The organism is Beijerinckia sp. L45, from assembly GCF_009765775.1.
Classification (GTDB): domain Bacteria; phylum Pseudomonadota; class Alphaproteobacteria; order Rhizobiales; family Beijerinckiaceae; genus RH-AL1.
The window spans coordinates 18833-37786 of record NZ_LMUU01000050.1 but is presented as its reverse complement, the minus strand read 5'-3'; the positions used below and the strand labels follow the sequence as shown (position 1 = coordinate 37786).

Annotated in this window: 19 protein-coding genes and 1 pseudogene; 18 read left to right on the top strand and 2 right to left on the bottom strand. The window is 66.1% G+C overall.

The window, feature by feature from the left end:
• The 6 genes and pseudogenes from bchD to GSQ79_RS04755 all read left to right on the top strand — a co-directional run.
• Nucleotides 1-441 (top strand): annotated as a pseudogene (gene bchD, locus GSQ79_RS04780) (magnesium chelatase ATPase subunit D); the annotation flags it as partial.
• 68 nt (nucleotides 442-509) lie between these two features.
• Entirely contained in the window at nucleotides 510-1523 is a 1014-nt protein-coding gene (locus tag GSQ79_RS04775) for an alpha/beta fold hydrolase (RefSeq protein WP_158807589.1), read from the top strand.
• On the top strand, nucleotides 1523-2425 hold the full coding sequence (gene bchO, locus GSQ79_RS04770; RefSeq protein ID WP_158807588.1) for an alpha/beta fold hydrolase BchO: 903 nt from the start codon (nucleotides 1523-1525) through the stop codon (nucleotides 2423-2425). Before GSQ79_RS04775 ends, bchO begins: the two co-directional genes overlap by 1 nt.
• A 53-nt stretch (nucleotides 2426-2478) precedes the next feature.
• Nucleotides 2479-4020, top strand: coding sequence for a phytoene desaturase (locus GSQ79_RS04765; RefSeq protein ID WP_158807587.1), 1542 nt, complete (start codon nucleotides 2479-2481; stop codon nucleotides 4018-4020).
• A complete protein-coding gene (locus GSQ79_RS04760) occupies nucleotides 4001-5038 on the top strand; it encodes a phytoene/squalene synthase family protein (RefSeq protein WP_246725098.1) in 1038 nt (345 codons plus the stop codon). Before GSQ79_RS04765 ends, GSQ79_RS04760 begins: the two co-directional genes overlap by 20 nt.
• Nucleotides 5039-5050: 12 nt before the next feature.
• Nucleotides 5051-5200 carry a hypothetical protein gene (locus GSQ79_RS04755; protein ID WP_158807586.1) on the top strand — a complete coding sequence of 50 codons (150 nt, stop codon included), beginning with the start codon at nucleotides 5051-5053 and terminating at the stop codon, nucleotides 5198-5200.
• 121 nt (nucleotides 5201-5321) lie between these two features.
• On the opposite strand, the gene GSQ79_RS04750 is transcribed toward GSQ79_RS04755, so the two are convergent.
• Complete coding sequence (locus tag GSQ79_RS04750; RefSeq protein WP_368669914.1) at nucleotides 5322-6074, bottom strand: hypothetical protein; 753 nt, start codon at nucleotides 6072-6074, stop codon at nucleotides 5322-5324.
• Between the two features lie 113 nt (nucleotides 6075-6187).
• Nucleotides 6188-7720, bottom strand: a complete 1533-nt coding sequence (crtD, locus tag GSQ79_RS04745) for a 1-hydroxycarotenoid 3,4-desaturase CrtD (protein WP_158807585.1) — start codon at nucleotides 7718-7720, stop codon at nucleotides 6188-6190.
• A gap of 95 nt (nucleotides 7721-7815) precedes the next feature.
• Here crtD and GSQ79_RS04740 point away from each other — a divergent pair, with 95 nt between their 5' ends.
• The 12 genes from GSQ79_RS04740 to pufC all read left to right on the top strand — a co-directional run bounded on the left by GSQ79_RS04740 (nucleotide 7816) and on the right by pufC (nucleotide 18796).
• Nucleotides 7816-8682, top strand: coding sequence for a polyprenyl synthetase family protein (locus GSQ79_RS04740; RefSeq protein WP_158807584.1), 867 nt, complete (start codon nucleotides 7816-7818; stop codon nucleotides 8680-8682).
• 2 nt (nucleotides 8683-8684) lie between these two features.
• Nucleotides 8685-9863 carry a methyltransferase gene (locus GSQ79_RS04735; RefSeq protein WP_158807583.1) on the top strand — a complete coding sequence of 393 codons (1179 nt, stop codon included), beginning with the start codon at nucleotides 8685-8687 and terminating at the stop codon, nucleotides 9861-9863.
• Between the two features lie 66 nt (nucleotides 9864-9929).
• Entirely contained in the window at nucleotides 9930-10862 is a 933-nt protein-coding gene (gene bchC / locus GSQ79_RS04730; protein ID WP_158807582.1) for a chlorophyll synthesis pathway protein BchC, read from the top strand.
• The gene (locus tag GSQ79_RS04725) at nucleotides 10859-11866 is read left to right on the top strand and encodes a chlorophyllide a reductase iron protein subunit X (RefSeq protein WP_158807581.1); all 1008 of its coding nucleotides are present in this window, start codon (nucleotides 10859-10861) and stop codon (nucleotides 11864-11866) included. Before bchC ends, GSQ79_RS04725 begins: the two co-directional genes overlap by 4 nt.
• Nucleotides 11863-13425 (top strand): chlorophyllide a reductase subunit Y, encoded by a 1563-nt coding sequence (gene bchY / locus GSQ79_RS04720; RefSeq protein ID WP_158807580.1) that lies wholly within the window; start codon nucleotides 11863-11865, stop codon nucleotides 13423-13425. The genes GSQ79_RS04725 and bchY overlap by 4 nt, the downstream gene beginning before the upstream one ends.
• Nucleotides 13425-14876: a chlorophyllide a reductase subunit Z gene (bchZ, locus tag GSQ79_RS04715; RefSeq protein WP_158807579.1), complete on the top strand. Its 1452-nt coding sequence runs from the start codon at nucleotides 13425-13427 to the stop codon at nucleotides 14874-14876. The genes bchY and bchZ overlap by 1 nt, the downstream gene beginning before the upstream one ends.
• Nucleotides 14877-14910: 34 nt before the next feature.
• Complete coding sequence (locus tag GSQ79_RS04710) at nucleotides 14911-15129, top strand: hypothetical protein (RefSeq protein ID WP_158807578.1); 219 nt, start codon at nucleotides 14911-14913, stop codon at nucleotides 15127-15129.
• A 125-nt stretch (nucleotides 15130-15254) separates the two neighbouring features.
• Complete coding sequence (pufB, locus tag GSQ79_RS04705; protein ID WP_158807577.1) at nucleotides 15255-15485, top strand: light-harvesting antenna LH1, beta subunit; 231 nt, start codon at nucleotides 15255-15257, stop codon at nucleotides 15483-15485.
• 10 nt (nucleotides 15486-15495) lie between these two features.
• Nucleotides 15496-15681, top strand: coding sequence for a light-harvesting antenna LH1, alpha subunit (gene pufA, locus GSQ79_RS04700; protein ID WP_158807576.1), 186 nt, complete (start codon nucleotides 15496-15498; stop codon nucleotides 15679-15681).
• A 144-nt stretch (nucleotides 15682-15825) separates the two neighbouring features.
• Nucleotides 15826-16650 (top strand): photosynthetic reaction center subunit L, encoded by an 825-nt coding sequence (gene pufL / locus GSQ79_RS04695; protein WP_158807575.1) that lies wholly within the window; start codon nucleotides 15826-15828, stop codon nucleotides 16648-16650.
• A gap of 47 nt (nucleotides 16651-16697) precedes the next feature.
• Nucleotides 16698-17678, top strand: a complete 981-nt coding sequence (gene pufM, locus GSQ79_RS04690; RefSeq protein ID WP_158807574.1) for a photosynthetic reaction center subunit M — start codon at nucleotides 16698-16700, stop codon at nucleotides 17676-17678.
• Nucleotides 17675-18796 (top strand): photosynthetic reaction center cytochrome PufC, encoded by a 1122-nt coding sequence (pufC, locus tag GSQ79_RS04685; RefSeq protein WP_158807573.1) that lies wholly within the window; start codon nucleotides 17675-17677, stop codon nucleotides 18794-18796. The genes pufM and pufC overlap by 4 nt, the downstream gene beginning before the upstream one ends.
• Nucleotides 18797-18954 lie beyond the last annotated feature (158 nt).

The window sequence follows — 18954 nt, the reverse complement described above, 5'->3', positions numbered from 1 at the left end:
ATCGGTGCCGAGTTGATCCTGCCGCCGACGCGCTCACTGGCCCGCGCCAAGCGCGCGCTCGCCGGCCAGGCCGGGGGCGGCGGCACGCCGCTCGCCACCGCGATCGATGCCGCAGCGCTGCTCGCCGATACGATCCAGCGCAAAGGCCCGAGGCCGCTTGTCGTGGTCCTTACCGACGGCCGGGCCAACATCGGGCGCGCCGGGCGCCCGGGCCGCCCTGACGCCGAGGCCGACGCCGTGCTCGCCGCCCGCGCCCTGCGGGCTCAGAACGTCGGCAGCCTGCTCATCGACATCGCGCCGCGACCGAACCCCACGGCCCAGCAGCTGGCTGCCGCGATGGGCGCGCGCTACCAGCCGTTGCCCTATGTCGATGCGCGGGTGCTCTCGCAGGCGGTGCTTGCGGCCTCGCCGGGCCCGCAGGAGCGCCAACGCAACGTTTGAGCTGGCGACCACGTTATGTCCGGGTGAAGCCAAGCTTCACCCGGTGAAGCCAGGCTTCAGGAGATCATATGGACCTGCCCATCCGCCGCACGCCGGATCGATCCGCGGCTCGCCGCGCGGCCGCGCTCAGCATCGTGTCGCTCGGCCTCGTCGGCGGATTTTTAGGCGGTCGCCATCTCCGCCCGCCGGTCAAGCTGCCGCTGCCGCCGGCGCTCGACGGCGATATCGAAACGCTATCCCTGCCGTTCGGGACGCTGTCCTACTACCGCGGCGGCAAGGCCGATGCCGCGCCGCTTCTGCTGATCCACAGCGTCAACGCCTCGGCCAACGCCTATGAGATGAAACCGCTCTACGATCACTACGCCGAGAGCCGCGCGGTCTATGCGATCGACCTGCCGGGGTTCGGCTTTTCCGATCGTCCGGATCGCATTTATACGCCGCGGCTGATGACCGATGCGATCCTGGCTTTGGTGGAAGAGATCCGCCGTCGCCACGGCAATTTTCCGCTCGACGCCATCGCGGTCTCGCTGTCGTCCGAGTTTTTGGCCCGCGCCGCGACCGAGCATCCCACGATGTTCCGCAGCATCGGGCTCGTCAGTCCCAGCGGGCTGCAGGCGGCGCGATCCGGCGACGGCGACGCCGGCAGCAACTACGGCCGCCCCGCCGTGCGCGATGTGATTTCGTTTCCCGCCTGGGGACGCGGGCTGTTCGATCTTCTCGTGAGCCGGGTGAGCATCCGTTATTACCTCTCGAAAACCTGGGGCTCGTGGCGCATCGACGACGGTCTCGCCGCCTATGACTATCGCAGCGCGCATCAGCCCGGCGCGGAGCACGCGCCGTTCTCGTTCCTCTCCGGCTTCCTCTTCAGCGCCGACATCATGACCGTCTACAAGGCGTTGACCGTGCCGGTCTTCATGACGCACGGCGTGCGCGGCGACTTCGTCGATTACATGCGCAAGGCCGAGGTTGAGGGGCGTCCGAATTGGACTGTCCGCGTCTTCCAGACCGGCGCTCTGTCCTATTTCGAACGCCTCGACGAGTTCGCCGAGGCCTACGGCGCCTTCCACGATCGGGCCGCCTGATGGTTCGGGATCACAAGCTTTCGTTTGCCGTCGATGGGCGGGACTGGCCGAACTGCGAGGCGAGCCGCTTCGTGGATGCCGCCGGCATTCGCTGGCACGTCCAGGTCGGCGGCCAGGGCCCGGTGCTGCTGCTGCTCCACGGCACCGGCGCGGCGACGCATTCATGGCGCCACCTCGGGCCGATCCTGGAGAGGCATTTTACCGTCGTTGCTCCCGATCTTCCCGGCCATGGCTTTACCCAATCGCCGCCGCAGACGCTGCTGTCGCTGCCGGGCATGGCCGGCGGCGTGGCGGCATTGCTGCGCGAACTCGATCTCGACCCCGTCCTCGTCGCCGGGCATTCGGCCGGCGCCGCGGTGGCAATCCGCATGGCGCTCGACGGCGCCATCGCACCGCGCGGCATCGTCAGTCTCAACGGCGCGCTGCTGCCCTTCGGCGGCGTCGCCACCCACATCTTTTCGCCGCTCGCCAAGCTGCTGTTCCTCAACCCCTTCATGCCGCGCCTGTTCGCCTGGAAGGCGGGCGACGCCGGCTCGGTCGAATCGCTGATCCGCAACACCGGCTCGACCATCGATCCCGAAGGCGTCGAGTTCTACCGCCGCTTGGTGTCCAGTCCCGACCACGTCGCCGCGGCGCTCGGCATGATGGCGAACTGGCACCTCGATACGCTGTACCGCGACCTGCCCAAGCTTGAGGTACCGCTGCTGCTCGTCGCCGGGCAGAACGACCGCACCATCCGCTCCGAGGATGCTTTCAAGGTTCAGGAGATCCTGCCGTCGGCCAGGGTCGAGATCATGCGCGGCCTGGGCCATCTTGCCCATGAGGAACGCGCCGACGATGTCGCCGCCTTGATCCTCGATTTCGCCAAAACCCTCGGTCTTTTGACGGAAGCCTTAGCGTAAGACTTTCGCCGATCCGGCTATCCAAGTGTCAGGTTTCTGTTACACTTGGCGGCATGACGACGTTGACACTCGATCGCGTGCCGACGGCCAGTTTCCCGCCACGGCTGGAAACGCGCCCGCATGCGATCGTCATCGGCAGCGGCTTTGGTGGGCTTGCCGCGGCGGTGCGGCTCGGCGCACGCGGTTACCAGGTCACCGTGCTGGAACAGCGCGCCATGCTCGGCGGCCGCGCCGCGGTGTATCGGCAGGACGGATTCACCTTCGATGCCGGGCCGACCATCGTCACCGCGCCCTTTCTTTTCGAGGAGCTGTGGGCGCTGTGCGGCAAGCGCCTCGCCGACCATGTCGACCTGCGCCCGGTGACGCCGTTCTATGCCATCCGCTTCGACGACGGCGAGACCTTCGCCTACACCGGCGATCCCGCCGCGATGCGTGCGGAGGTGGCGCGGCTGTCGCCCGGTGACGTCGACGGCTATGAGCGCTTCATGCAGGCCAGCGAGGCGATCTTCAAGATCGGCTTCGAACAGCTCGGCGACGTGCCGTTCTCGTCGTGGCGCGACATGGCGCGCATCGTCCCCGCGATGATGAAGCTGAAGAGTTACCGTTCGGTCTACGGCTTCGTCTCCAGCTTTTTGAAAGACGAGCGGCTGCGCACGATTTTCAGCTTTCATCCGCTGCTGATCGGCGGCAACCCCTTCACCACCACATCGATCTACTGCCTCATCGCCTATCTCGAACGGCGCTGGGGCGTGCATTTCGCGATGGGCGGCACCGGCAGGCTGGTAGAAGGCCTTGCCGATCTCATCCGCGGGCAGGGCGGCGATATCCGCACCGACGCGGCGGTCGCCGAAATCCTCGTCACCGACGGCCGCGCCGCCGGCGTCCGCCTCGCTTCGGGCGAATGGCTGGCCGCCGACGTCGTCGTGTCGAACGCCGATTCCGCTTTCACCTACAAGCACCTGCTGCCGGCCTCGGCGCACAAGCGCTGGAGCGCCAGGCGCGTCGACCGTTCACGCTATTCCATGAGCCTCTTCGTCTGGTATTTTGGCACCAGGCGGCGTTACGAGCATGTCGATCATCATACAATTCTGCTCGGCCCCCGTTACCGAGGCCTGCTGACCGATATCTTTGGCCGCAAGCATCTGGCGCAGGATTTCAGCCTCTACCTGCACCGCCCGACGGCGACCGATCCTTCGCTGGCGCCGGACGGTTGCGACGCGTTCTACGTGCTCTCGCCGGTGCCGCATCTCGAAAGCGGTACGGATTGGCAAGTGCAGGCCGAGCCTTACCGCCACGCCATCGAAGCGCATCTGGCGGCGACCGTGCTGCCGGATCTCGCGGCCAACATCGTGACCTCGCGCATGATGACACCGCAGGATTTTCGCGACGATTTGTCATCGGTGCACGGCGCGGCCTTCGGCCTCGAGCCGGTGCTGACGCAGAGCGCCTGGTTCCGCCCGCACAACCGCAGCGAAGACATCGAGAACCTTTTTCTCGTCGGGGCCGGCACCCATCCCGGCGCCGGCCTTCCCGGCGTCCTCTCCTCTGCCCGCATCCTCGACAAAGTGGTGCCCGATGCCCATGCATTTTCCTGAGACGATGCTCGTCGCGCAAGCCGACCGCCGCGCCTGTCGCGATCTGTTGCGCACGGGGTCTAAGACGTTTTTTGCCGCCTCGCATCTGCTGCCGCGCCGCGTGCGCGAGCCGGCCATCGCGCTTTACGCCTTCTGCCGCCTCGCCGATGACGCCGTCGATTTGCATGACGGGCGCCTCGCCACGTTGGCTCGCTTGCGCGACCGCCTCGATCGCGCCTACCGCGGCCAGCCTTTGCCGCTCGCCGCCGACCGCGCCTTTGCCGACACCGTCGCGCATCACGCCATTCCGCGCGCCTTGCCGGAAGCGCTGCTGGAAGGGCTCGAATGGGATGCGCGCGAAAAACGTTACGAAACCCTGTCGGATCTCCACGCCTATGCCGCCCGTGTCGCCGGGTCGGTCGGCGCGATGATGGCGGTGATCATGGGCGTCGGCAACCACGACGCCATCGCGCGCGCCTGCGATCTCGGCGCCGCGATGCAGCTCACCAACATCGCCCGCGATGTCGGTGAGGATGCCCGCAACGGCCGGATCTATCTGCCGTTGTCCTGGCTGCGCGAGGTCGGTATCGACCCCGGCGTCTGGCTCGCCGCGCCACATTTTTCACCCGCGATCGGACGGCTCGTGCAGCGCTTGTTGTCAGAAGCGGATGCGCTCTATCGCGCGAGCGAAGCCGGCATCGCGCAGCTGCCGTTGACGTGCCGGCCCGGCATCCGCGCCGCGCGTCTCCTCTATGCCGAGATCGGCGCCGCGATCGGTCGGCTTGGCTACGATTCCGCGACGCAGCGCGCCTTCGTGCCGAAGCGGCGGAAAGCCGAGCTGATGCTGAAGGCTTTGGTTTCGCCGAGCCACGTCGGCGATCGTCCGCCGGCGCTGGCGGAGGCGCGCTTTCTGATCGACGCGATCGAGACGACGAGCCTTCGCGCTACCACGCCGCGCGCGAACATGGGCGAGCAGGTGGTGTGGGTGATGGAGCTGTTCGACCGCATCGAGCGGCGTCGACAAGTCCAAGGTCTCTAGGGATAGGCGCGCATGGAAAACATGGGCGGTCTGATCGAACTGGTTCTGGTCTTCGCCTTTGTGCTCGGTTTCGCCGTGCTCGAGCTGATGAGTTTGCGGCGATACAAGAAGCGTAAGGCGGCGGAGGATGCCGCGCGTGTAGAGAAGGATGATCGTCGCTAGGGGGGCATTGCGAGCCGAAGGCGAGGCAACCCAGGGGCAACGATGCTCACGTAAATTTATCTTGTGCTGCCCCTGGGTTGCTCCGCTTCGCTTGCAATGACGAAAGTTGCAGCGCCGCGATCTATTTTCCCGACCGCCGCGGCATGCGGAACGGCAGCATCATTCGCACGATCGGCGCGGTAGCGCGGGTGAGCGACAGGCTCTCATGCACGCCGGTCGCTTGCGCCCTGTCGATCCCACTGCGGATCGTCGAGCGCGTGTAGAACGGCGCGTCCTCCATGGACCGCACCAGCACGGGCGCGATGCTTCCATCCGTCGGCGCTGACCGTTTGACGCCCCACAAGCCATTCGGCAGGGGCCGGTAGTGGATCGGCGCGCCGGGCTCGACCGCGCCCGATGCGTCGGCCCGCAGCGACAGCGAGCGTTCGGCGCCATTCTTCTCGACGACATCGTAAAAAATACGCGCATGATCGCCGCGGTCGAAGCGCGACCAGGTCCAGGAGCGGAACGCCGCATCGAGCGGCTCGTCGCCGGCATTGTGGTCGAAGTAGCCGCTGCCGCGCCAGCGCAGGCCGGGTCGCTGCAGATCCACCGTAACGTCGCACAGCGGCGCGATCGGCTGCCACCGATGTCTTGCGCGCGCGTCGAGATTGAACACGGCGCCGGTCAGCGCCTTCGGCCGGACCATCACCGTGCCGCGCAGCCGCGAGGGCAGGGGCGCCGTCACCTCCTCGATGCCGATCGTCAGCGTCGCGCCGTCCCATTGCATCGCGCTGGCGCCGATCTCCAGCCGATCGGCGCTGCGGCGCAGGCTGGTGCGCCCGCGCTCGGTCATCGCCCAGCGCGCCGGTCGTCCGTACAGCGCGACGTTCATCGCGACATGATTCTCTGCATCGCCACGCCCTCTCGCGCGCGCAAAAGCGTAGTACGGCGAAAACACGCTGCCGATGAAGGCGATGATGGTGAGGCCGTGCGCGCCGTCGTCGCTCAGCGCATCGACATACCACCAGGCATAGCCGCCGGGCGGGACCGCGCCGTCGAAGCGCGGTCCGCGAGGACTGCTGCCGCGGCGAGGCGCCCCGACATCGCCGCCATCGGCACACCCGGCCCCGGATGCACGCTGCCCCCCGCCAGATAGAGTCCGGGCACCTTGCTCCGCGATCCCGCCCGGTGGAACGAGGCCTGCCATCCGTGTGACGCCGGGCCATACAGGGCCCCGCCCGTCGCCGGAAACAGCTGGTTGAACGCTGCCGGATCGGTGATCACCTGCGCCGTGTCCCGTTCGATCGTCAGGCCGCATCGCGCCAGCAGCGCGGACATCCGGGTTTCGCATCGCGCGAGCTCCGCTTGAGAAAAGGATCGGGCATCGCCCGCGGCAGGGGCATTGATGAGGCACAGCAGGCGCTCAGTGCCGGTCGGTTCGGCGCCGGTGCCGCGGTCCTGCGCACAGATGTAAACTGTCGGATCCGAGGGGATGGCGTTGCGCCGAAAGATCGCATCGAACTCCGCCTTGTAGTCGTCGGAAAAGAAGACGTTGTGCCGCTCCAGCGGGTAGCCGTGCGTCTTGGCGTGCAGCGCGAAGGTGACGGCCGACAGCGAGCGGTCCTTGGGGGCGATGCGCGGTGCGGCCTGCGCGACGCCTTGGCCGAACAGGCCCGCCGTCAGCGCCGCGGCATCGGCGTTGGCAATCACCGCGTCCGCCGCGATCCGCGTGCCGTCGGCCAGCACGACGCCGCTGGCGCGGCCTTGCGCCACGGTGATCTCGCGCACCGCCGTGCCGAATCGCAGCGTCGCGCCCTTCGCTGCGGCCAGCGCGGCAAGGCTGCGCGCCAGCCGATGCATGCCGCCCTCGACGAACCACACGCCGTCCTGCTCGACATGGGCGACGAGCATCAGCGTCGCCGGCGCCAGGAAGGGCGACGATCCGCAATAGGTGGCGTAGCGGCCGAACAGCTGCAGCAGGCGTGGGTCGCGAAAATGCTCGCCCAGCGCCTTCCACAGTGTGGTGAACGGGCTGATCCGGCTGAGATCCTTCAGGCCGAACAAGCCGAAGGACGAGACCAGCTGGTCGAGCCGCGGCCGCTGCGATCGGATGAACGGCTTGTCCAGCGTCTCGAACATCTTGCGGCTGCGCTGTGTGAAAGCGCGATAGCCAGCCGCCTCCTGCGCGCCGGCGAAATCCCCGATCGCATCCGCCGAGCGCGCGATGTCGGCGAAGAGGTCCAGCCGCTCGCTCGCGCTCCACGCGTGACGCGCCAACGTTTCCGCGCGACGCAGGGTGAGGTGCGCGTCGAGGCTCGTCCCCACGTCCGCGAAGATCTCCTCAAAGACCCAGCGCATGGTGAGCACGGTCGGGCCCGCATCGATGCGGGCACCGTCGACCAGAACCTCGCGCATCTTGCCGCCAGGCGCCGGCGCTGTTTCGACGAGGGTGACCGCGCAGCCCCGGTGCGCCAGCAGCATCGCCGCAACGAGGCCGCCGAGCCCCGCGCCGATGATGACCACGCGATGATCGCGCATCCGCCCTCCCGTCCATTGCCCTATGTCAATAACACTTGACACTCTGATATGACAACGTAGCCTGACAATCAAAGTTAGTGGAACGGGAGGCTGCCATGGATGCGGTTGAGCGTATCGAACAAGCGTTGCTTCAGGCGATCGGCAATGTCGACGTCCCGTCATGTCCTCCTCGGTTGCTGGCTGCGATGCATCATGCGGTGTTTCCGGCCGGCGCGCGGGTCCGCCCGCGTCTTTGCCTCGCGGTGGCTGCGGCCTGCGGCGAGGACGACCCCTCTGTCGCCGATGCCGCCGCCTGCGCTATCGAACTGATGCACTGCGCCTCGCTGGTGCACGACGATCTTCCCTGTTTCGACGATGCCGATCTGCGCCGCGGCCAGCCCTCCGTCCACAAGGCCTTCGGCGAGCCTCTCGCCGTGCTGGCCGGCGATGCGCTGATCCTGCTGGCGTTTCAGACTCTCGGGCTGCTCGCCCATGCGCCGCAAAAGCTGGCGCTGCTGCTGCTCACCGTATCGCGTTCGGTCGGCGTGCCGTCCGGCATCATCGCCGGGCAGGCCTGGGAATGCGAGCCGGTGATCGACCTCCGCCATTATCATCGCGCCAAGACCGGCGCGCTATTCGGCGCCGCAGCGATCGCCGGGGCCGCAGCATCGGGTGCCGAAGCCGAACCGTGGCGGACGCTCGGTGAGACGCTTGGCGAAGCCTATCAGGCCGCGGACGATATCCGCGATGCCTGCGCCGACGTCGAAGAAATCGGCAAGCCGATCGGCAAGGATCAGGCGCTCGGCCGACCCAACGCCGTGCTCGAACTCGGCGTCGCCGGCGCCGTCAAACGGTTGGAAACGCTTGTCGGCGAGGCGATCGCCTCGATCCCGCCGTGCCGCGGCGCGGCGGATCTGCGGGCGCTCGTGCACGCCGAGGCCAAGCGCCTGTTGCCGAAAAGCCTGGCGCGCCAGGTCGCCTGACGATGACATCCCTGGCCGACCCATCGGGCGACGCCAAACCATCGCTTCGCGAGCGATGGTTTGCCTATCGCAACCAAAAACTCGCGGACCCGAAGTTTCAGCGCTGGGCGGCAAGCTTCCCCCTGACACGACCGATCGCGAGCCAGCGCGCGAAAGCGCTGTTCGACCTCAGCGCCGGCTTTGTCTATTCGCAGGTGTTGTTCGCCTGCGTGAAGCTGTCGCTGTTCGAGGCTCTGGCGGACGGCCCACTCGCGGTCGACGCGCTGGCCAGCCGGCTCGACCTGCCGGCCCCTGCGATGGCGCGGCTGCTCGGCGCCGCCGCCGGGTTGAAGCTCGTCGAGAAAATTCCGGACGGCCGCTACGGCCTCGGCGTTCATGGCGCCGCCTATCTCGGCAATCCCGCGATCAAGGCGATGGTCGAGCACCATGCGTTGCTCTATCGCGATCTCGAAGATCCCGTCGCGCTACTGCGCGACGGCAAGCGCGAGACGGCGCTGTCGTCGTTCTGGCCCTATGCGCAGGCCGACAATCCCGGCACGATTCCGGCCGAGGCGGTGGCGCCCTACAGCGAGCTGATGGCCTCGTCCCAGGCGCTCATCGCCGACGACGTTCTGGACGCCTATCCTTTCATCGATCACGGCACGCTGATGGATGTCGGTGGCGGCGACGGGGCATTCCTGCTCGCCGCGGCGCGCCGTCGTCCGGATCTCTCGTTGATACTCTTCGATCTCCCGGCGGTCGCGGAAAGTGCGGACCAAAACTTCAAGGCTTCCCGCCTTGCGAATCGAGCCAGCGTGATCGGCGGCGATTTCACGACCGAGGCCCTGCCCAAAGGCGCCGATCTGATTTCGCTGGTGCGCGTCCTGCACGATCACGACGACGCGACGGCGGCATTGCTGTTGCGCAAGGTCTTCGACGCGCTGGTGCCGGGCGGCATCCTCCTTTTGGCCGAACCGTTTGCCGATACACCGCAAGCGGAATCCGTCGGCGCCTATTTCCAGTTCTATCTGCTCGCCATGCGGCAAGGCCGGCCGCGCAGCGAGAGGGAGCTCATGACGCTGCTGTATGGTGCCGGCTTCGGCCGCGTGCGGCCCGTCGCGACGGCGCGCCCGATGCTCGCCAGCCTTCTGGTCGCGCAAAAAAGCGCGGGCCCCGCAAATCGAAGTGTAAAGTCTAGTTGACAACATTAATTGTCATTCTAGACTTACAGCACTAACCACCCGCAAGCCGAAAGACGGGAGGCCGCTTTGAAAACGACAGCCATCGTCTTGAGCGAACCGCGCCACATCGGCGTCCGCACGCTCGATCTCACCCCGCCGCGGGATGGCGATCTTCTCGTCGAAATCGCGCACAGCGGCATCAGCACCGGCACCGAGCGTCTCCTCTGGTCGGGCACCATGCCGGCCTTTCCCGGCATGGGCTATCCGCTGGTGCCAGGCTACGAAGCCGTCGGCCGCGTTGTCGAGCGCCACGGCGACTCTGCCATTGCCGTGGGCCAAACCGTCTTCGTCCCCGGCGCCAGTTGCTACGAGGGTGCCCGCGGCCTGTTCGGTGCCTCGGCCTCGCGGCTCATCGTCCGCGCCGACCGCGCGCTGCCGATCGACTCCTCTATCGGTGAAAACGGCATTCTCCTCGCGCTGGCCGCTACCGCCTACCACACGTTCGCCGGTGCGGCGCTGCCCGAGCTGATCGTCGGACATGGCGTGCTCGGCCGGCTTCTCGCCCGTCTGGTCGTCGCCGTCGGCGGCGCGGCGCCGACCGTCTGGGAGATCAACGCCGATCGCCGGTCCGGCGCGCAGGGCTATGAAGTCGTCGATCCCGCCGCGGACGAACGCCGCGACTATCGCGTCATCACCGACGTCAGCGGCGCTCCCGGCATTCTCGACAGCCTCGTTGCGCACCTGGCGCCCGCCGGCGAAATCGTCCTCGGCGGATTCTACAGCGACCCGCTGTCGTTCGTCTTCCCACCAGCTTTCATGCGCGAGGCGCGGTTCCGCGTCGCTGCACAATGGCAGCGCACCGACCTCGAGGCGGTCCGCGCGCTGGTCGAGGACGGGCGCCTCTCGCTCGACGGGCTCATCACCCACCGCGCCGCCGCGGATCAGGCGGACCTCGCCTATCGCACCGCGTTCGAAAATCCCGGCTGCCTCAAAATGGTCCTCGACTGGAGAGCCTCATGAACGCCTTCGCGCCCATCAACATGACCGATGCGCTCCGCGCCGAAGCCGCGATCGAGCCGGATCCCGTGGTCCAGGGCGATCCCGAGGTTGCGCCAAAGAAAGAGACGCAGATCATCGCGATCTACGGCAAGGGCGGGATCGGCAAGAGTTTCACCCTCGCCAACCTCTCCTACATGATGGCGCAGCAGGGCAAGAAGGTCTTGCTCATCGGCTGCGATCCGAAAAGCGACACGACCTCGCTGCTGTTTGGCGGCAAGGCCTGTCCGACGATCATCGAGACCTCCGCCCGGATGAAGGCGGCGGGCGCCGAAATCGCCATCGGCGACGTCTGTTTCAAGCGCGACGGTGTTTTCGCGATGGAGTTGGGTGGGCCCGAGGTCGGCCGCGGCTGCGGCGGCCGCGGCATCATCCATGGCTTCGAGCTTCTGGAGAAGCTCGGCTTCCACGAATGGGGTTTTGACTTCGTCCTCCTCGACTTCTTGGGCGACGTGGTCTGCGGCGGCTTCGGCCTGCCGATCGCCCGCGACATGTGTCAAAAAGTGATCGTCGTCGCCTCAAACGATCTGCAGTCGCTTTACGTCGCCAACAACGTCTGCTCGGCGGTCGAATATTTCCGCAAACTCGGCGGCAATGTCGGCGTCGCCGGCATGGTCATCAACAAGGATGATTATACCGGCGAGGCCCAGGCTTTTGCCGAGACGGCCGGCATTCCGGTGTTGGCCGCGATTCCGGCCGACGAAGACATCCGGCGCAAGAGTGCCAATTACGAGATCATCGGAACGCCGGGCAATCGTTGGGCTTCGGTCTTCGAGGACCTTGCCGCCAATGTCGCCGAAGCGCCGCCGGTGCGGCCGAAGCCGCTGACGCAGGACGGTCTGCTCAATCTCTTCAGCGCCGATGCCGTCGGCCGCGGCGTCACCCTCGTGCCCGCGACGATGGAAGACATGTGCGGCACGTCCGACGTGACGAAGCCGACCCTCGAAGTCATCTACGACACGGTATGAGCCCCATGGATTACGACGCCCCCATCGGCGACAGCGTCGCCAGCAGCGAGACCGGCCTTCTCGGCAAGGGCGAGTTGGCCGATGGCGTCGGCTGCCACGGCGGCAAGGTGGCATTGCAGCGCGCGGCGTCGGCTGCGGGCAAGTCCGAGATCCTCGATCGCTACGCCCAGGATTATCCGCAGGGGCCACACGATCAGCCGCAAAGCATGTGCCCGGCCTTCGGCTCGCTGCGTGTCGGTCTGCGCATGAAGCGCACCGCGACGATCCTTTCCGGCTCCGCCTGCTGCGTCTACGGCCTCACATTCACTTCGCATTTTTATGGCGCGCGTCGCAGCGTCGGCTATGTCCCGTTCAATTCGGAAACGCTAGTCACGGGAAAGCTGTTCGAGGACATCCGCGACGCGGTCTACAAGATCGCCGATCCCGCGAACTACGACGCGATCGTCGTCACCAATCTCTGCGTGCCGACGGCGTCCGGCGTGCCGCTGCAACTGCTGCCCAAGGCGATCAACGGCGTCCGCATCATCGGCATCGACGTGCCGGGCTTCGGCATTCCCACCCACGCCGAAGCCAAGGACGTGCTCGCCGGCGCGATGCTGAACTATGCGCGGCTGGAGGCTGAATCGGGTCCGGTCGCGGCGCCGGACAAAGGCCGGTCCGAGCGGCCGTCCATCGCGCTTCTCGGCGAGATGTTTCCCGCCGATCCGATAGGCATCGCGGCGATGCTGGAGCCGCTCGGTCTCGCAGCGGGCCCTGTCGTGCCGACGCGCGAGTGGCGCGAGCTCTATGCCGCACTGGACTGCGCAGCCGTGGCGGCAATCCATCCGTTCTACAGGGCGAGCATCCGCGAGTTCGAAGCCGCGGGCCGGCCGATCGTCGGCTCCGCGCCGGTCGGATGCGACGGCACTGCCGCCTGGCTCGATGCGATCGGCGCCATCTGCAATGTCGCGCAGAACAAGATCGACACGGCAAAGAACAGGTTTCTGCCAGCCATATCGGGCGCCTTGGCAGCCAAACCGATCAAGGGCCGCATTACGCTGTCGGGCTACGAAGGCTCGGAGCTTTTGGTGGCACGCCTCCTCGTCGAGAGCGGGGCGGATGTGCGTTACGTCGGCACCGCCTGTCCGCGCACGCCTTGGTCCGAGCCCGACCGCGCCTGGCTCGAAGAGCGTGGCGTCCCCGTGACCTATCGCGCTTCGCTTGAGCAGGATCTCGCCGCGATGCAAGAATACAAGCCCGATCTCGCGATCGGCACCACGCCCGTGGTGCAAAAAGCCAAGGCGATGGCGATCCCGGCCTTGTATTTCACCAACCTGATTTCGGCACGACCGTTGTTCGGCGTGATGGGGGCGGGCTCGCTGGCGCAGGTGGTCAATGCCGCCATCGCGTCGAAATCCCGCTTTGACGCAATGACCGATTTCTTCGACGGCGTCGGCACCGGTTACGCCGCAGGCATCTGGGAGCAGCAGCCTGTCGACCGCCCGGAGTTCAAGGAAAAATACAAGCGCGCTCTCGAGATCAAGGCAAAGCAGCGCGCCGCAGCCGAGGAGGCGGTCTGATGCTCGTCCTCGACCATGATCGGGCCGGCGGCTACTGGGGCGCGGTCTACGCCTTCACCGCGATCAAGGGCCTGCAGGTCGTCATCGACGGCCCCGTCGGCTGCGAGAACCTGCCGGTCACCTCGGTGCTGCACTACACCGATGCCCTGCCGCCGCACGAACTGCCGATCGTCGTCACGGGCCTCTCGGAGGAGGAGCTCGGCCAGAAGGGCACCGAGGGCGCGATGAAGCGCGCCCACAAGGTTTTGGATCCCGCCCTGCCGGCGGTGGTGGTGACCGGCTCTATCGCCGAGATGATCGGCGGTGGCGTGACGCCGGAAGGCACCAACATCAAACGGTTTCTGCCGCGCACCATCGACGAGGATCAGTGGCAGAGCGCCAACCGCGCGATCAACTGGCTGTGGACGGAGTTCGGGCCGAAAAAGGTCGCGGCGCGCAAGGCGCGCAAGCCGGGTGAAAAACCGCGGGTCAACATTATCGGGCCGATCTACGGCACGTTCAACATGCCGTCCGATCTGCACGAGATGCGCCGGCTGATCGAGGGCATCGGCGCCGAGATCAACATGGTGTTCCCGCTCGGCAGCCATATCGCCGATGTCGCCAGGCTGGTGAACGCCGACGTCAACGTCTGCCTGTATCGCGAGTTCGGCCGCCTGCTCTGCGAGCAGCTGGAGCGGCCCTACCTCCAGGCGCCGATCGGCCTGCATTCCACGACGAAGTTTTTGCGCAAGCTCGGCGAACTTCTGGGTCTCGATCCCGAACCATTCATCGAGCAGGAGAAACACACCACGATCAAGCCGCTGTGGGACCTCTGGCGCTCCGTCACCCAGGACTTTTTTGCCACCGCCAGCTTCGCGGTGGTTGCCACCGAGACCTACTCGCGCGGGATCCGGAATTTTCTCGAAGCCGAAATGGGACTGCCCTGCACCTTCGCCTTCGCGCGCCGGCCCGGCGTCAAGCCGGACAATGACGCTGTGCGCCAGGCGGTGCGGAGCAAGACGCCGCTGGTCCTGTTCGGCAGCTTCAACGAACGCATGTATCTCGCCGAAATCAATTCGCGCGCCCTCTACATCCCGATGTCGTTCCCCGGCGCCGTGATCCGGCGCCACACCGGCACGCCGGTGATGGGCTACGCCGGCGCGACCTACCTGGTGCAAGAGGTCTGCAACGCGCTGTTCGACGCGCTCTTCCACATCATCCCTCTGGCGAGCGCGATGGATGCGGTCGAGGCGACGCCGTCACGCCTGCACAGCCAATTGAGTTGGGACGACGACGCCCGCGCGGCGCTCGAAACGCTCGTCGACGAACAACCGGTCCTCGTGCGGATTTCCGCCGCCAAGCGCTTGCGCGACGCGGCGGAGCGCGAGGTCCACAAGGCCGGCGGGACGCGCGTCACCGCCGATCACTTCGCGGAGACGCGTGTCGCGTTCGCGGCGGGTCGGGCCACATGATTCGCCACGATCGATCTTTGGGGAGGGTTTTTTGATGAGTGCACAATCCACCGCCATAAGCAGCGGCGTCGACCGGCGCTGGGACGATTTGCAGTTCCGCATCGTCTTCGCCCTGAGCTTTCCGGTTTTTCTCGTCGGCGCGATCGCGATGCGTCTGATCCCAAACTTCTCGCACGACGTCGCGAACCGCTCCGTCTTCGCCCAGGCGTGGGAAGCGTCGGGCACCACGGCGCAGATCGCCTTTTCCGGCTAAGGCCGCAGCGAATTCGCCCGGGATTATTCCGGGCGCATGACCGTCGAGGCGATGGCCGCTTCGACGCCCCGCCGCATGGACCATCGCGGTAACGGCCTCACGGCCAAACGAAGGAGGAGGGTAACATGGCTGAAGTCCAGGGACGCGATGTCTCCATCTCAGGCATGACAGAACCAGAAGCACGGGAATTCCATTCGATCTTCGTGACGAGCTTCATCATCTTCACGGTGATCGCCGTCGTCGCGCATTTCCTCGTCTGGATGTGGCGCCCGTGGCTGCCTGGCCCGAACGGCTACAAAACCGCGCTTGAAGGCGCTCATCATCTGGCCAGCCTCGCGCTGACCGCTTTGTCGTAAGGAGAACACTATGTGGCGTGTTTGGCTGCTTTTTGATCCCCGTCGGACGCTGATCGCTTTGTTCACGTTCCTGATGGGCCTGGCTCTGCTCATCCACTTCATCCTGCTCAGCACCGACCGGTTCAACTGGCTCGATGGCCCGCATTCCCATGCGACGGTCGGCCAGATGTCCGCGCTGCCGCCGGCGTCGAAGTAGAGGCAAGCTCGACAAGCGATGGCGGGCGCTTCAGCCCGCTATCGGACGCGAGCGTGTTCGCGGTCATGCGATCCGGCAACGCGCAAACAACCGATGAGAAGGCAGGGTCGTCCCGATCCCTGCACGCGATGGGAGGGGTCTCAAATGGCTATGCTCAGCTTCGAGCGCAAATATCGCGTGCGCGGTGGCACGCTCATCGGCGGCGATCTGTTCGATTTCTGGATCGGCCCCTTCTTCGTCGGCTTCTTCGGCGTCACCACGATCTTCTTTTCCTTCATCGGGACGGCGCTGATCCTCTACGGCGCGTCGCTTGGCCCGACCTGGAACGTGTGGCAGATCAATATCGCGCCGCCCGACATCAGCTACGGCCTCGCGCTTGCGCCACTGCGCGAAGGCGGCCTCTGGCAGATCATCACGATCTGCGCGCTCGGCGCCTTTTCATCATGGGCGCTGCGCGAGGTCGAGATCTGCCGCAAGCTCGGGATCGGCCTGCATGTGCCGATCGCTTTCAGCGTCGCGATCTTCGCCTATTTCTCGCTGGAAGTGATCCGGCCCGTCCTGCTCGGCGCCTGGGGGTTCGGCTTTCCCTACGGGATCCTCAGCCACCTCGATTGGGTCTCCAATACCGGTTACCAGTACCTACACTTCCACTACAATCCGGCGCACATGCTGGCGGTCACGTTCTTCTTCACGACGACGCTGGCGCTATCGCTGCACGGCTCGCTGGTGCTGTCGGCGACCAATCCGCAGAAGGGCGAGTTCATCAAGACGCCCGAGCATGAGAACACCGTGTTCCGCGACCTGATCGGCTGGTCGATCGGCACCATCGGCATCCACCGTCTCGGCCTGTTTCTCGCCCTGTCGGCCGGCTTCTGGAGCGCGGTCTGCATCATCATCTCCGGGCCGTTCTGGTCGCGCGGCTGGCCGGAATGGTGGAACTGGTGGCTCGACCTGCCGATCTGGCACTGACGTCTTCAATCCCCTCCAACCTCACCCGTTCGAATGGAGAGCGTGTCGTGGCGGAATATCAGAATATCTTCACACAGGTTCAGGTCCGCGGCCCGCTTTATGCCGGCGTGCCGGTCAAGGCCACGGAATGGACGCGCGGCAAGAAGAGCAATTTCGTCTATCTGCTCGGCCTGATCGGCGATGCCCAGGTCGGCCCGTTCTATCTCGGCTTCTATGGTTTGACCTCGATCTTCTGCGGCGTCGTCGCCTTCGAGATCATCGGGCTCAACATGTGGGCCTCGGTCAACTGGGATCCCGTGCAGTTCGTGCGCCAGCTGCCGTGGTTGGCATTGGAACCACCGCCGCCGTCCCTCGGCCTCTGCGTCTTCTGTCCGCTCGATCAGGGCGGCTGGTGGCAGATGGCGGGCTTCTTCCTCACCGCTTCGGTTCTGCTGTGGTGGGGCCGAGTCTATACCCGCGCGAAGGCGCTCGGCATGGGGACACATGCGGCCTGGGCGTTCGCCTCGGCGATCTGGCTCTATCTCGTGCTCGGCTTTATCCGGCCGCTGCTGATGGGCAGCTGGGGCGAGGCTGTCCCCTTCGGGATCTTCCCGCACCTCGACTGGACCGCGGCCTTCTCGATCCGCTACGGCAATCTCTTTTACAATCCCTTCCACATGCTCTCGATCGCCTTTCTCTACGGGTCGACGCTGCTCTTCGCGATGCACGGCGGCACCATCCTGGCGGTCAGTCGGCTCGGCGGCGAGCGCGAGATCGAGCAGATCGTCGATCGCGGCACGGCGGCCGAACGCGCCGGTCTGTTCTGGCGCTGGACGATGGGCTTTAACGCGACGATGGAATCCATCCATCGCTGGGCCTGGTGGTTCGCGGTGTTGACCCCGCTTGTCGGCGGCATCGGCATCCTGCTCACCGGCACCGCCGTCGACAACTGGTATCTCTGGGCCGTCAAGCATGGTGTGGCGCCAAGCTATCCCTTGAGTGGTCCCCCCACCGTCGATCCGCTCACGCTTCCGGGAGCTCCGTCATGAGTTTTGGTGTTCGCTTCGGCGCGCTGGTCGCCGTGATCGTTGGGGCCTTCGTGATCTACGCGTCTCTGGAGCGGCCCGGCGCGACCAGCGCCGTCCAGGAGGGCTATCGTGGCACGGGGCAGGATGTGATCTATCACAACACCGCGCTCGCCGCTGCCGCGGCGGCCAACCAGCTGCCGGAGGAGCAGCCGCCGGTCGACGCGGCCGGCCAGAAAGCGTCCGAGGTCTACAAGAACGTCCAGGTGCTGAAGGATGTCGACATCAGCGAGTTCAACCGGCTGATGGCGAGCATGACGGCCTGGGTGGCGCCGCAGCAGGGTTGCGCCTACTGCCATGCCGAGGGCCAGGATTTTTCCGACGACTCGCTCTACACCAAGAAAGTCGCGCGACGGATGCTGCAGATGACGCGGCACATCAATGCGGACTGGAAGAGCCACGTCGCTGCGACCGGCGTCACCTGCTACACCTGCCATCGCGGGCAGCCGGTGCCGAGCTACGTCTGGTTCAAGAACAACGGCAACGAAGCGGCGCAGGGCCCGATGGGCGGCCACACCGGCAAGAATCAGCCGTCCTATGCGGCTGGTCTCGCCGCGCTTCCGGTCGATCCGTTCACGCCGTTCTTGGAAAACAAGGCCGATGGCGAAAATATCCGCGTGATCTCGACGGAGGCGCTGCCGAGCGGGGACCGTCGCTCGATCAAGCAGGCGGAGTGGACCTATGCGCTGATGATCCACATGAGCGAGTCGCTCGGCGTCAACTGCACCTACTGCCACAACAGCCGCGCCTTCTCCTCGTGGGACCAGAGTTCGCCGGCGCGCGCCAACGCCTGGTACGGCATCCGGATGGTGCGCGACCTCAACGAAACCTATCTTCAAAGCTTGCAGGGCACGTTTCCGCCGAACCGCCTCGGCGTGGCCGGCGACGTCCCCAAGATCAATTGTTTGACGTGCCACCAAGGCGTGTTCAAACCGCTGCTCGGGGCTAGCATGGTGAAGACCTATCCTGAGCTGGAGACCACGCAGGTCTCGGCGAACGCGCCGCCGGCCCAGCCCGCAGCCCCTCCGGCCGCCCCGGAACCGACCGCGCCCGCGGCTCCCGCAGCCCCCGCCGCGAAATAGCGACAGCCTGCCTGCGATCCGTCCGATTGAAAGAGCGTGTTCCACCAGGGGCACGCTTTTTCGATGGGCGGTGCGCTCTGCGCCTACGCCACAATACGCGAGTTCCGCTGGCGCCCGAAACGCTGTAGACCGAATCCATTCCTTGAACACGCCAGCGT